General features: G+C 74.4%; 10 protein-coding genes. 8 read left to right on the top strand and 2 right to left on the bottom strand.

All coding sequences use genetic code 11. The features are described from left to right. The first annotated feature begins 9 nt into the window (after positions 1-9). From ABZ318_RS08325 to ABZ318_RS08315, 3 genes are all read left to right on the top strand, one after another. Positions 10-3,984: an acyltransferase domain-containing protein gene (locus tag ABZ318_RS08325; protein ID WP_356901683.1), complete on the top strand. Its 3,975-nt coding sequence runs from the start codon at positions 10-12 to the stop codon at positions 3,982-3,984. Positions 3,985-4,240: 256 nt separating this feature from the next. After that, on the top strand, positions 4,241-4,861 hold the full coding sequence (locus ABZ318_RS08320; protein WP_356901682.1) for a TetR/AcrR family transcriptional regulator: 621 nt from the start codon (positions 4,241-4,243) through the stop codon (positions 4,859-4,861). A 115-nt stretch (positions 4,862-4,976) separates the two neighbouring features. Then, positions 4,977-5,597, top strand: a complete 621-nt coding sequence (locus ABZ318_RS08315; protein ID WP_356901681.1) for a 2OG-Fe(II) oxygenase — start codon at positions 4,977-4,979, stop codon at positions 5,595-5,597. A 101-nt stretch (positions 5,598-5,698) separates the two neighbouring features. On the opposite strand, the gene lepB is transcribed toward ABZ318_RS08315, so the two are convergent. Continuing rightward, entirely contained in the window at positions 5,699-6,466 is a 768-nt protein-coding gene (gene lepB, locus ABZ318_RS08310; protein ID WP_356901680.1) for a signal peptidase I, read from the bottom strand. Between the two features lie 113 nt (positions 6,467-6,579). Continuing rightward, positions 6,580-7,734 (bottom strand): LuxR C-terminal-related transcriptional regulator, encoded by a 1,155-nt coding sequence (locus tag ABZ318_RS08305; RefSeq protein WP_356901679.1) that lies wholly within the window; start codon positions 7,732-7,734, stop codon positions 6,580-6,582. A gap of 207 nt (positions 7,735-7,941) precedes the next feature. Between ABZ318_RS08305 and ABZ318_RS08300 the strand changes: the two genes are divergently transcribed. From ABZ318_RS08300 to ABZ318_RS08280, 5 genes are all read left to right on the top strand, one after another. After that, a complete protein-coding gene (locus ABZ318_RS08300) occupies positions 7,942-8,145 on the top strand; it encodes a hypothetical protein (protein WP_356901678.1) in 204 nt (67 codons plus the stop codon). A gap of 4 nt (positions 8,146-8,149) precedes the next feature. Continuing rightward, on the top strand, positions 8,150-9,034 hold the full coding sequence (locus ABZ318_RS08295) for a hypothetical protein (RefSeq protein WP_356901677.1): 885 nt from the start codon (positions 8,150-8,152) through the stop codon (positions 9,032-9,034). Between the two features lie 259 nt (positions 9,035-9,293). Then, positions 9,294-9,779 carry a cupin domain-containing protein gene (locus tag ABZ318_RS08290; protein WP_356901676.1) on the top strand — a complete coding sequence of 162 codons (486 nt, stop codon included), beginning with the start codon at positions 9,294-9,296 and terminating at the stop codon, positions 9,777-9,779. Further along, complete coding sequence (locus ABZ318_RS08285; protein WP_356901675.1) at positions 9,776-11,389, top strand: class I tRNA ligase family protein; 1,614 nt, start codon at positions 9,776-9,778, stop codon at positions 11,387-11,389. The genes ABZ318_RS08290 and ABZ318_RS08285 overlap by 4 nt, the downstream gene beginning before the upstream one ends. Then, entirely contained in the window at positions 11,382-13,481 is a 2,100-nt protein-coding gene (locus ABZ318_RS08280; RefSeq protein WP_356901674.1) for an FAD-dependent oxidoreductase, read from the top strand. Before ABZ318_RS08285 ends, ABZ318_RS08280 begins: the two co-directional genes overlap by 8 nt. The last annotated feature ends 162 nt before the right edge of the window (positions 13,482-13,643 follow it).

Genomic DNA, 13,643 nt, shown 5'->3' with positions numbered 1-13,643 from the left:
GTTCATGCCGTGAACGCTCTTGTCCGGACGTCAGCGATCGCCGTCGTGGGTATGGGATGCCGCTTCCCCCAGGCCGCATCCGTCGACCAGTACTGGCGGAACCTGACCGCGAACACCGACTCCGTCACCCGGATCCCGTCGGACCGCTTCGACATCGACGCCTGCTACTCCTCGGTGCCCCGCACCCCGGGCCGGACCGTCTCGCGCTTCGGCGGCTTCCTCGACGACCCGTTCGCGTTCGACCCCACGTTCTTCGGCATCGCCCCCTCGGAGGCGGCGGCCCTCGACCCGCAGCACCGTCTTCTGCTCACCGTCGTGTGGGAGGCGCTGGAGGACGCCGGCATCGTCCCGTCCTCGCTGGCCGGCAGCCGTACCGGCGTCTTCGTCGGACAGGCGACCGCCGAGTACTCCCAGCGGGACGACCCGGAGATGTACACCCTGCGCCAGGTGGTGGGCAGCCACCTGCGCTCCATGGCCACCGGCCGCGTCTCCTACGCGCTCGACCTGCGCGGCCCCAACTTACTCGTGGACACCGCCTGCTCCTCGTCCTTAGTCGCCGTGCACACCGCGTGCCAGAGCCTGCGGACCGGTGAGTCCGATCTCGCCGTCGCCGGCGGGGTCAACGTGATCCTCTCGCCGCACGACGCCATCGCCTACTCGCAGGCCTCCATGCTCTCCCCCGACGGACGCTGCAAGTTCGGCGCCGAGACCGCCGACGGCTTCGTCCGCAGCGAAGGCGTCGGGGTCGTCCTGCTGAAGCGGCTCGCCGACGCGGAGCGCGACGGTGACCGGATCCTCGCCGTGCTGCACGGCAGCGCCGTGGTCAACGACGGGCGCGGCAGCGGCCTCCTGCTCAAGCCCGCCGTCTCCGGTCAGGTCGACATGATGCGCTCCGCGTGCCGGGAGGCCGGCATCGAACCGGCGGACCTGGACTACGTCGAGGCCCACGGCACCGGCACCGCGGCCGGCGACACCGTCGAACTGACCGCCCTCGCCGAAGCCGTGCGGGACCGGCGCACCCCGGAGCGCCCCCTGCTGACCGGCTCCGTGAAGAGCAACATCGGCCACACCGAGGCGGCCGCCGGCATCGCCGGCCTGATCAAGGCCGTCCTGATCGCCCGGCACGGCCTCATCCCCGCCTCGCTGCACGCCACCCGGACGCACCCCCTGCTCACCAGGGACGACATGCCCGTCGAGGTCGTCACCGCCAACACCCCGCTCGTCCCGGCCGGCGACCGCGCCCTGGTGGGCGTCAGCTCGTTCGGACTGTCGGGCACCAACGCCCATGTGATCGTCGGTGCCCACACCCCCGCGGAGGCACCGCTCCACGAGGACCGGGACGCCCCCGCGGACCGCGCCACACCGTTCGCCGGGGAGGGCACGCACCTGCTGGTGCTCAGCGCCCGCTCACCGCAGTCGCTGGTCGGACTCGCCACGGCCTACGCCGAGTTCCTCGGCCCGGACGGGCCGGGCCGGGCCCACACGCCGGCCGCCGTCTGCGCCGCCGCCGCCCTGCGGCGCGAGGCCCACCCGTACCGGCTCTGGGTCACCGGCTCCGGCCACGACGAACTCGCCGCGGGCCTGCGGGCCGTGGCCGAAGGCCGTGAGACGGAGAACGCGGGCACCGGCGAGGCCGGCTTCGGCCCCGCGCCCCGGACCGTCTTCGTGTTCCCGGGCCAGGGTTCGCAGTGGGCGGGCATGGGCCGCGCCCTGCTGGAGTCCTCACCCGTCTTCCGCCGGACGCTGGAGGAGTGCGACGCCGCGGTGCGCGCCGAGACGGGCTGGTCGGTGATCGACGTGCTGACCACGACGGACGACGACTTCCCCGACGACGTCGGGACCGTGCAGCCCGTCCTGTGGGCGGTGCAGACGGCCCTGTCCGCCCACTGGCGGGCCATGGGCGTCGTGCCCGACGTCTCCGTCGGGCACAGCATGGGCGAGGTCGCCGCCGCGGGCACCACCGGGGCCCTGTCCCTGACCGACGCGGCCGCCGTGATCTGCCGGCGGAGCCGGCTCATGACCCGGGTGGCCGGTCAGGGGGGCATGCTCGTCACGGAACTCCCGGCGGAGGCCGTTCGCGAACTCGTCCGTGCCGAGGGGGCCGACGTCTGCGTCGCCGCCGAGAACTCCCCCGACTCCACCGTGCTCGCCGGGGACCTGGCCGCTCTGGAACGCATCGCCGACGGGCTCCGGGAGCAGGGGGTGTTCCACCGGATGGTGCCGGTGAACGTCGCTTCCCACTCCCCGGTGATGGACGGGCTGCGCGAGCCGCTCTCCGAGGCGCTGGTCGGCCTGAGGCCCGCCGCGCCCCGCCTCCCGATGTACTCCTCCGTCTTCTGCGGCCCGGTCGACGGGGCGCGCCTGGACGCCGCGTACTGGGTGGACAACCTGCGCCGGCCGGTACGGTTCCGGGAGAGCGTCCAGTGCCTGGCCAAGGAGGCGGACTCCGTCTTCGTCGAGATCAGCCCCCACCCCGTCCTCACCGCCGCCGTACGGTCGACGCTCGACCACACGGGGACCACCGCGAGGGTGGTCGCCTCCACCCTCCGGCGCCAGGACGAACGCGTCACCCTGACCCGGGCGCTCGGCCGGCACTTCGCGCACGGCGGCGCCGTCGACTGGGAGCGCTGGTTCGGCGGCGCGGCGCCGCACGTGCCGCTCCCCTTCTACCGCTGGCACGAGGACCATCTGCGGCTCGCCCCGGACGGCCCCGCCTCCGCCGCCGCAGTGGTCACGGACCACGCGCTCGACGAACGGGTGACCGGCGTCGGGTCACGGGGGTTCGCGCCCGTACCGCCGGCCGTACAGCTTGCCGTCCTGCACGACGCGGCCCGCTCCGCCTGCGACGGCGCGGAGCTCGTCATCGAGAACGCCCGGGTCGGTGACGCCTGGCCGGAGGTCCCCGCCGGCGGCACGCTGACCCTGCGGACCGAGATCTCCGACGCCTCGGCCGGGAACCGCTCGGCGACCGTCCGGGCCCTCTCCGACGGAGCCCAGGAGGTGCCCGGCGCACCGTCCCTGACCGCCTCGGTCCGGCCCGCGGCCGACGCACCGGACCGCGTGGACCTGGACGCGGCCCTCGCCCGCTGCCGCTCCTACTGGTCCGGTACGGAGTTCCTGCGGCGCGTCGCGGAGCGCGGGTACGAGGTCGCGCCCGCGTTCCGGACGGTACGGGCGCTGTGGCGGCGCGACGGCGAGGTGGTGGCTCTGCTGCACCGCCCCGACGTCCCCCGGCACGCCGAGTGGGAGGCGTGCCTGTTGCCCCTCCTGGCCGCTCTGCCCGGCGGTTCCCGCGCCCAACTCGCGTACCGGCCGCTGGTGTTCGGGTCCAGCCGGTTCCTGTCCGCACTGCCGGAGACCTTCTGGGTGCACGTCGTGTTCCCGGACGGCGCCGGGGACGACACGGTGACCGCCGACGCGATCGTGCTGGCGCCGGACGGGCGGGCCCTGGCGGAGTTCCGGGGGATCGGCCTGCGGCGGGAACCGGACCGGTCGGCCGCCTCGCCGGAACTGCTCGCCACCCTCGGGACCCATCTGCTGCCCGGCGCCGCCGCGGTGGTGACGCGTGCGGTGACGTCCGGCCGGCGGACCCTGGCCACCTGGCTGTCGGGCCTGCTGGCGCCGGAGGAGGCCATGGCCCCGCCCGTCGAGCCGGCCCGGGCCCCTGAGCCGGTCCGGGTCCTTGAGCCGGTCCGGGTCCTTGAGTCGGTGCCGGTCCCCGTGGTCGCACCCGAGCCCGTCTCCGCACCCGTTCCCGGTGCGGTGGAGGGGGCTCGGCCGGTGCCGACGCGGGTGCTCGTCCGGGGGGCCGCCCGGCTCCTCGGCATGGCGCCCGATCAGATCGACGAACGCCGCCCCCTGCGCGACTACGGCCTGGACTCCCTGATGGCCCTTCAACTCCGGGCGGAACTCCGGGAGCAGGGCATCGAGATCGCGCTGAACCGTCTGGTGGGCGCGGAGAGCCCCGTACAACTGACTGCGTGATCTCCCCGTGGGCCTGGTCTTCCCGAGGTGAGGAGCCCGGCCGTCCCGTGACGGGCCTCGTGCCCGCGGCGACGGCCGGGCCGGCGCCGTGCGGTCCGTTCACCGACCGCACATCCATAAGTAGACTCGCGGGCATTCATGCACTGTGGTACAAATATTATTCGAAGGTAACCGATGCAGGGGCAGGCGAACCGTTGCCGACGGGGGTGTGACAGACGAGCACGCGACAGCCGGACCCCGGAGAGCAGGAGCAGTCATGGTCGACCCCGACCTCTGTATCGCCCCGCCCCTCGGGCGTCGTGAGCGCAACAAGGTGCGTGTCAAGAACCGCCTGTACGACGCCGCGCTGAAGCTCTTCGTGGAGAAGGGGTACGACCAGACCTCGGTGGACGAGATCACCGAGGAGGCCGATGTGGCCCGGCGTACGTTCTTCAACTACTTCCAGCGCAAAGAGGACCTGATCGACACCTGGGGAGCGCGGCGCCGATCGTACCTGGAGGAACGGCTCCAGGAGCCGGTGGCCCAGGGCACCGTCCAACTCTCCCTGGAACACTGTATGAGCGCCTTGGCCGAGCTGAACGAGAGCGAGGGCGGCGTGACGCGCGTGATGCTCTCGGCTTGGGTCAAGGCGGGTCGCCCCATGGACGAGGAGCCCTACGCCGCGAAGATCTTCTCCGACATCCTGGAGGAGGCGAAGCAGCGGGGCGAGATCGCTCCCGTGGTGAACACCCAGCGCGCCGGGCACCTGTTGCGCGACGGCTACCTCGGAACCCTCTACCGCTGGTCCCGCGAGGACCAGAAGTCCTTCGACCTCCACAGCGAGCTCCAGCTCCTGTGCGACATGGTGCTCCACGGCATCACCGCACCCCGAAGCTGACCTCCGGAGTCCGGGTACGGCTCTCCGTACAGCATCTCCTCTCGGCCGCACCTACCGTGGCGGAACCGCAGCCGCACCGTGCGGCTGCACCGTCACCTCCGGAGGGGACGCCATCATGCTGCACGCGGACACAGCCTTCTCCCAGCCACGGGACGCGATCGGAGCTCACGTCGCGGAGGGCCTGATCTCAGCCGGCGACATCGAGCGGCTCGACGAGGAGTTCCCCTCCGAGGAGCTGTTCCAGCGGGTCGTCGTCGACACACCGGTCAAGCGCTTCCAGCTGAGCTCCCTGTGGCTCCATCGCGACGGCGAGCACCTGGCCGCAGCCGAGCGGCTCACCCCCTCGTGGTTACAGCTCCTCGACGAGCTGACGGGGCCGGATCTGCTCAAGCGCCTGTGCGAGGTCAGCGACATGGACCTCACTCGGCTCCCCCACGACATCGGGCTCTTCACGCACGCCCCGGGCGAGCTCATCTCGCCCCACCACGACGAGCCGGAGAAGGCCCTCACGGTCGTCCTCTACTTCAACCCGGACTGGCCCGCGGACGGAGGAGGGCACTTCGAGGTCCGCGGCTCGCACCACCCCACGCGCCCGCCGGTCCTCTCCCTGCCCCCGGCGGGCGGCTCGATCATCGCCTTCGACTCCTCGGTCTGGCACGCCACCTCCCCGGTGACCGCCGACCGGACGCTGCGCGCCGCGGTCCTGGAGTTCTGGCGCACCCGCCCCCAGCGCTGACCCCCGCCCCCGCCACGGGTCCACGGCACCTCTCGGGATCCGCCCCGGACGGGAAAGGGCCCGACCTGAACTCCTTTCAGGTCGGGCCCTCGGCGCGGCCGTCAGGGACGGTCGGCGAGGCCCGGCTGGTCGAAGGTGTCGGGGACGGAGAGGGTCGACCAGTGGGGGACCGGCCAGGCGATCACGACGGCGCGGCCCACCACGTCCGTCACGGGCACCATGCCGCCCCGGGGGTCACTCCGGTGGTAGCGGGAGTCCTGCGAGCTCTGCCGGTGGTCGCCCATCACCCACAGGTGGCCGGCGGGGACCGTGACCTCGAACTGGCCCTCCGGGTCCGTGCTGCAGGCCGTGTTCCCCTGGAAGACGTACGGCTCCGTCAGGGCCTTGCCGTTGACCTTCAGGGGGCCCTCGCCCTTGCACTCGACGGTGTCGCCGGCGACGCCGATGACCCGCTTGATCAGGTGCTGCTCTCCGGCCGCCGGCATCAGCCCGACGAAGCCCAGGCCCTTCTGCAGCGTGGTCGGCTGCTTCACCGGCCGTCCCGCCAGCCAGTCGCCGGGGTCGCGGAAGACCACGACCTCGCCCCTGTCGGGTTCCGAGCCGAACCACGGGGTGAGCTTGTCGACCAGGACCCGGTCGTCGAGCTGCAGGGTGTTCTGCATCGATCCCGACGGGATCAGGAACGCCTGGAGCAGGAACGTCTTGATCAGGAACGCCAGGACGAGCGCGATCCCCGCGAGGAACGGCAGCTCGATCCAGAAGGGGCGACGCCGTTTCGCGGCGCGGCCGGACGCCGGGGCGCCCTCGTCCGGAGGGCTTCCCTCCGGGCCCTCCCGTTCGGATCGCTCCTCGGCCGCCAAGTCGCTCATGTCCACCCTGACTTCGTCGTGTCCGTGCCGTCTGCACGGACCCTATGCCCGGTGGCGCCCGTGCGACGGCCCCCGAGCGCTCTTCACCACGTACGGGTGACCCCGCGGTCCCCTCAGGAACCCGGCTGCTCGCGTTCCTGCTGGGCCAGGAGGTAACCGGCCTGGAAGCGGCTCTCGGCGCCGAGGGCGGCCATCACGTCGGCCACATGGCGGCGGCAGCTGCGGACCGACAGGCCCAGGCGGCGGGCTATCGCCGCGTCCGTCAGGCCCTCGGTGAGCAGGCGGACGATGGTCTGCTTCAGCTCGTCGGAGATGTCCATGATGGTCTGCCGGTCCCACTCCGTCTCGAACGGCAGGGCCTCCAGCCACAGTCGCTCGTACGCGCCCACCATGAACGCCACCACGTGCGGCTCGCGGACCAGGACCGCCGCGTGCGGGTCGTCCGGGACCGGGATGACCGCCGTCGAGCGGTCGAAGACGAGCATCCGCGGGAACTCGTCGTCCAGGGTGCGCACCTGGGCGCCGAGCCGGCCGACCCGCTCCACGTAGGCGCAGGTGCCCGAGGAGAAGCGGGCGGTGTGCTGGTAGAGGACGCGCATCCGGACGCCGCGGCGCAGGAGTTCCTCGTCGCGGGCCACCGCCTCCTCGAGGACCTCGGCGCGTCGGCCGCCGCCCGGCTGCGCCGTCATGACCTCGCGCTCGCAGGTCCGGCCCAGTTCGGTGATGGCCTCCCGCACCGCGCGGAGATCGGTGAGCAGCTCCACGTACTCCGCCTGTCGCAGGTGCGTCAGCCGGAGCAGGTAGGACTCGTACAGCGGCATGAAGGCCATCAACTGCTCGCGGGTGCGCTCCATGTGCTGGCGGCGGGCGCGCATCTCGCGCTCCAGCGGCCCCAGGGTGCGCTGGACGGCCTCGTCCGGCGCCACCGGGAGCACCGCCCGCTCCGGGGTGCGGCGCAGCAGGCCCATGTCGAGGAGGGCCGAGACGGCCGACTCCACCCGGGCGAGCGGCAGTCCGAGCTCCGCCGCGAGGTCGGCGGAGTACGCCGGCGGCTGGGCCGGGTCCCGGGCCAGGAGGCAGGTGTAGACCCGGGTCAGGGGGTCCTCGGGGTCCTCGGAGGGCGGCGCGGGGAGGTCCGTTCCCGCGGCGCCGATCGCGGCCAGGGCGGTGGACTCCGGGGTCGGTCCGGCGGATGCCGTTTCCGCCGGAGCGGCGGAGTCCGGAGTTCCGTCATCGCTATCGGCCCGCGGTATTTCTGGTATCGCCACCTTTTCCCCCGTTTGTGACGGCGTCCTCTTGCTGCCATGCAGCCTAATGAGCCATGCGGTCCGCCCCATAGTCATGCCGCTCTGGATACGTTCGTATCACCGCCCACAAGGTCAAAGCGCACCAAGCTCGCACAGCCAGCGAAGCTCGCAACTCGGCACGGAAACACACGACTTACTCCTCGCGGAAGCGGAAAGAGAGCACACGACATGAAGCGGCGGATCCGCACCACCCTCCTCACCACCCTGGTCGTCGGCCTCGCGGGCCTCGCCACCGTCACCGCCGGCGCCGTCACCGGCGGCACCGGCACGAACGACACCGGCTGGGGCGCGACCGTCCTCACCGGCACGTACGACACCGGCTGGGGTGCGCCCGCCGCCGGCACGGGCACGAACGACACCGGCTGGGGGTGACCGGATGACCCTGCTCGACTGCACCCTGCGCACCGGCGGACGGCTCACCGGCGGATCCGTACCCCCCGCGCTGGCCGCCGACTACCTCGCGGTCTGCGCGCGGCTCGGCATCGACGTCATCGAGCTGGGCGACGTCCACGACCCCGCCGACCGCTCCGCCCCGCGCGGCGCACTGCTGCCGGTCCCGCTCCCCGAGCGCTACGGCCCCCGCTTCTCCGTCCTCCTCGACACCGCGCACCTGCCCGCCACGGACGCCGCCGCCACGGCCTCCGCGGGGCGGATCGCCGACACCCTGGCCACGGGGCCCGTGCCCGTCGGCCTCGTCCGCCTCGCCGTCCGGTACGACCGGGTGGCCCGCGCCGCCGCCCCGCTGCACCGCCTGCGGGAAGCCGGCTTCGGCGTCTGCCTCTTCCTCACCCACATCGACCTCGCCTCCTACCCGGAGCTCGACCGCTGCCTCGGCGAGAGCGCCGCACTCGGCCCGCTCGACGCCGTCTTCCTCGTCGACTCCCTCGGCTCGCTCCGCCCCGAGCGCGTCATCGAACTCGTCCAGTCCACCCGCGCCGCCGTGTCCGCGCCCGTCGGCATCCACGCCCACGACAACCAGGGCTTCGCCCTGCACAACACCGTCGTCGCCGGAAGCGCCGGAGCCACCTGGCAGGACGCCGCCGTGCACGGGATCGGCCCGGGCGCCGGCCTGACCCGTACGGAGCAACTGCTCGCCCTCCTCGGCGCCACGCCCACCGACCTCGCGCCCCTCCTCGCGCTCATCGCCACGCACGTCGCGCCGCTCAAGCGGCGGTACGGGTGGGGGGCCGGGCCGCGCCAGGTCATGGCCGGCCTCGCCCGCATCCCGGTCGCGTCGGTGACGGGCCTCGACCCCCGGTAGCCACCACCGCGGCCACTCCCGCAGCCTCCCCGCAGCTCCCCCCCGCAGGTCCCGTCGCGCCCCAGGTCCCGTCGCGTCCGGGGCCGTACCCGACCCGACCGCGCCCGCACCCGCACCCGCCCAGGCAGTCCTCGCTCAGACCGCGCCCGCACCCGCCCAGGCAGTCCTCGCTCAGACCGCGCCCGCACCCGCACCCGCCCAGGCAGTCCTCGCTCAGACCGCGCCCGCCCCGACCGCGCCCGCAGTCCCAGGAGACCCCATGCCCTTCACCTCGCCCATCCTGCCGCCCGGAGAACCGGCTCTCGCCCCCACTCCGTACCGCGACCTCCCCCCGAAGACCGGAGACGCCCCCATGGCCGACCGCCGCTTCCGCATCGACCGCAGCGCCGCCACCGAGGAGTTCGGGCTCGCCTGCCAGCGGATCATTCCCTGGCCGGGCGGGGACGCCGAGCCGCCCGTCGGCGCCATGGCCTGCTTCCTGAAGCCCGGCGGGGACTCCGACCCCGACTGCCACAACCAGGACGAGGTCATGATCATCCTCGGCGGCACCGGGAGCGTGACCCTCGACGGGCGCCTGGAGCCGCCGTTCCGCGCCGGCGACATCGTCGTGCTGCCCCGGAACCAGGAGCACGTCGTCCACAACACCGGTGACGCCGAGCTGAGCTGGCTCTCCCTGTACTGGCCGCTGCGCGAGCCCGCCATCCGTACCGACAACGACACCGACACCGAGGAGGTCGCCGCATGAGCGCCGACGCGTCCACCCACTGGATCACCGCCACCCCGCCCACCCCCAACGGCGACCTCCACATCGGCCACCTCGCCGGGCCCTACCTCGCCGGCGACGTCCTGCGCCGCTTCCTCGCCGCCGAGGGCGCCGGCCCCGTCCGCTACACCACCGGCCTCGACGACCACCAGAGCTACGTGCCCGTCCGCGGCCTGAACGACGGCGGACGCAAGGGCGAGGAGGTCGCCGACGGCTACGGCGCCTCCATCGAGTCCGTGTGGCGGCAGGCCGGCGCCGACTTCGACGCGATCGTCCGCCCGCGCCGCGACGTCGGCTACCAGTCGGCCGTCCAGGAGTTCTTCGGCCGCCTGCACGAAGCCGGGCACATCGTCGCCCGCACGCGCCCGCTGCCCTACTGCACCGGCTGCGAGCGCTGGCTGTACGAGGCCTACCTCAAGGGCGACTGCCCGCACTGCGGCTCCGGCTCCAACGGCAACGCCTGCGAGCCCTGCGGCCGCCCCAACGACTGCGCCGACCTCGCGAACCCCGTCTGCACCGGCTGCGGCGCCACCCCCGAACTCCGCGACTGCGAGCGGCTCTACTTCCCCCTCGCCCCCTGGGAGGAGCAGCTCACCGCCTTCTGGGAGCAGGTCGACATGCCGCCGCACCTGCGCTCCCTCTGCGAGCGGATGCGGGCCGACGGCCTCCCCGAGATCGCCGTCAGCCACCCCTCCGAGTGGGGCGTCCCCGTGCCCGTCGAGGGCTTCACGGAGCAGCGGATCTACGTCTGGTTCGAGATGGCCCCCGGCTACCTCCTGGAGTGGACCGGCGCCGGCGGGACCGGCCCCGCGCCCGCGCCCGTCCAGTTCTTCGGCTTCGACAACGGCTACTTCCACGCCCTGCTGTTCCCCGCCGCCTTCCGGGCGTACGACCCGGAGATCGCGCTGCCGAAGGCCTTCGTCGTCAACGAGTTCTACCGGCTCGAAGGGCTCAAGTTCTCCACCAGCAGGCGCCACGCCATCTGGGCGCACGAGGAGCTCGCCCGGACGAGCGCGGACGTCCTGCGCTACCACGTCCTGTCCGACCGCCCCAACGGCCGCCAGACCAGCTTCAGTTCGTCCGCCCTCGAACTCAGCCGCGCCCGGCTCGCCGAGCGCTGGGACGGCTGGCTCGGCCGGCTGCTCACCGCCGTCGCCGAGTCCGCCGACGGCCTCGCCCCCGCCGAGGCGCCCCGGGGCCCGGCGTGGGAGCGGCTGCGTGCCCGGCTCACCGAGACCGTCGGACAGCTGCGCGAGGCGTACGGGGCGGAGATCGGCGGCTACGACGCGCGGCGCGCGATCGCGCTGCTCGACGAAGCGGTCTGCCTCGCCGAGGACTTCGGCCACGTGAACGGCTTCGAGGCCGAGCGCCCGGACGGCGCCGCCGCGCACCGCTCCGCGCTCTCCGCCCAGCTCGCCGTCGCCGCCGCCCTGTCCGCCTGGGCCGCGCCCGCCCTCCCGTACGGCTCCGCTCGGCTCACGGCCCTCCTCGGTCTCGCGCCGGAACCCCGCCGGGTGGACGCGGAGGCCCTCGCCCCGCTCGCCCCGGGGACGCCGGTGGCGGCCTGGCCCGGGGCGGTCTTCAGTGCCTGAGGCGGAGGCCCTCCCGCGCGGCGCCGTCGTCGGGCCCTTCTCCGGACCCCGGGCCGCCTGGGGCGAACACCTGGAGCGGGCGGCCGAACGGTACGGCACGGCCGTGAACTGGGAGCTGTACGACGACCGCGGCGAGGCCGAGACGGCCCGGCAGATCGCCGAGGCGGTCGTCGCCGAAGGCCGGCACGCCCTGGTCGTCGGACACTTCAACAGCGCCGGCGCGGCGGCCGCCCTCCCCGTCTACCGGGCGGCCGGACTCCCCGTCCTCCTCCCGCTGGCCACCACGCCCGGCCTCCTCGCCGACAGCGCCGGCACCCTCCTGCGCTGGTGCCCGGACGACCGCGCCCAGGCGGCCGACCTGCTCGCCGCCGTACGGGACGCGGGACACACCCGGGTCGCCGTCACGCACGACGGCAGCGCGTACGGGGAGCGGCTCGCCCTGCTCGTACGGGACGCCCCGGCGGCCGCGCGGCCCGCCGTCCCGTCGGGGGCCGTGGTCTCCGACGGCAGCGGGCCCGCGACGGGCGCCGTACCGGTGCCGGCGGCCCTGACCGGGCCTTCCCCGGACGTCCTCGACGGGCCGGAAGGGCGGGACGCCTCGGCGCTCACCGCGCTCGTCGTCTGCGGCACCCACGTCGGGGCCGCGCGGGCGGCCCGGGAGTGGCGGGCGGCCGGGTTCGAGGGCGCGTCCTGGTTCACCGACGACTGCGCGGTCGACGAGTTCGCGGAGCTCCTCGGCCCTGTCCCCTCCTCGTACGTGGCCCGGATGCGCGGCGGGCCCGAAGCCCACGTGGACGCGGCCTTCGCCGCCGCCACCGCCGCGCTCGCCGAGGACCCGGCACGCACCGGACGCACCCTCCTCGCCGCCGTACGGGCCCACGCCGACCGGGGGTTCACCGCGCTCGGGGAGCCCGAGCCCGGGAGCGTGGGGTGGGACGTCGTGCCCGTGCCCGTGGCGGCCGGGGCGCCGGCGCGTACCGGTGGCCGGCACGGGCGGGCCTACGACGTCATCGTCGTCGGCGCCGGGGTCGTCGGCTCCGCCACCGCCGCCGTCCTCGCCCGGCACGGCGCACGGGTCGCGCTCGTCGCCCCCATGGACGGGCGGGACGAGCACGCCACCGCCTGGTCCGGCGGGCTCGTCCGGTCCTTCGAGGCCGACCCGTACCTGCGCGGGCTCGCCCTCCGCAGCCACCACCTCGCCTGGGGGCCCGCCGCGCTCGCGCCGGGGCCGTACGGCTTCATGGCCACCGGGTCGCTCGTCCTCTGCGGCGACGCCGACCTGGAACAGGCCGAGAAGGGCGTCGCCGAGCTCAACGGCGCCGGGGTACCGGCGGAGTTGCTGGATCCGGAGGTGCTCGGGGCCCGCTTCCCCGGGCTCTCCGTCGACGGCGTCACCGCCGCCGTCTGGGAACCCGAGGCCGGTTACGCCGACCCGCCCCGTACCGCGCGCGTCTACCGCGACCGCGCCCTCGCCCACGGGGCCCGGCTGCTGCCCGCCCGGGTACGCGCACTCGACGCACCGCCCGGCGCCGACCGGGTCCGGGTCCTCCTCGAACCCGGCGGCCCCGTCGAGGCCTTCGCCGTCGTCCTCGCGGCCGGCGGCGGCACCGGGGAGATCGCCGGACACCGGCTCAGCGGCGCGGACGCCGGACGCACCAAGAGCATCCGGTACGGCTTCTTCCACCACCCCGCCACCGCCGGCCTGCCGACCGTCGTCGACATGGTCAGCGGCGTCTGGGGCCGGCCCCAGCTCACCGGAGAGGCGGCCGGCGGCTACATGGCCGGGCGGCCCGTCGACGAATGGGACGTGCCCCCGGGCGGCGAGGCCACGCTGACCGACGAGCACGTGGCGTACATACGCCAGGGGGCGGCCGCGCGGTGGCCCTGGCTCGCCGACCCCGCGACCCGCTTCCTCGGCGGACGCCAGGGCGTCGACCTCTACACCCCGCACTCCCGCCCCCACCTCGGCCGCGAGCGGCCCGACAGCCGGATCGTCCTCGCGACGGGCTGGTCGGGCGCGGGCTTCAAGACGGCCCCGGCGGCGGCGGAACTCGCGGCGGCGGAGGCGCTGGACGTCCTGGGGCGCGCCTGAGGCCGCTTCCGCGCCCGCGGACCCCTGCCCCCGCCCATGTGGGCCCGTGCCCCCGCTGGGCGGTGCCCCGCCCACCCGCCCGTGTGGGCAATCGTCCCGCAGGGCGGGACGGGTGGGCACACGGGACGGCGCGCTCAGCGGCGCCTCCGCGTTCCGCGCCTG

The organism is Streptomyces sp. NPDC006197 (genome assembly GCF_040613865.1).
Taxonomy (GTDB): Bacteria; Actinomycetota; Actinomycetes; order Streptomycetales; family Streptomycetaceae; genus Streptomyces.
This window is presented reverse-complemented; position numbering and strand designations above follow the sequence as displayed.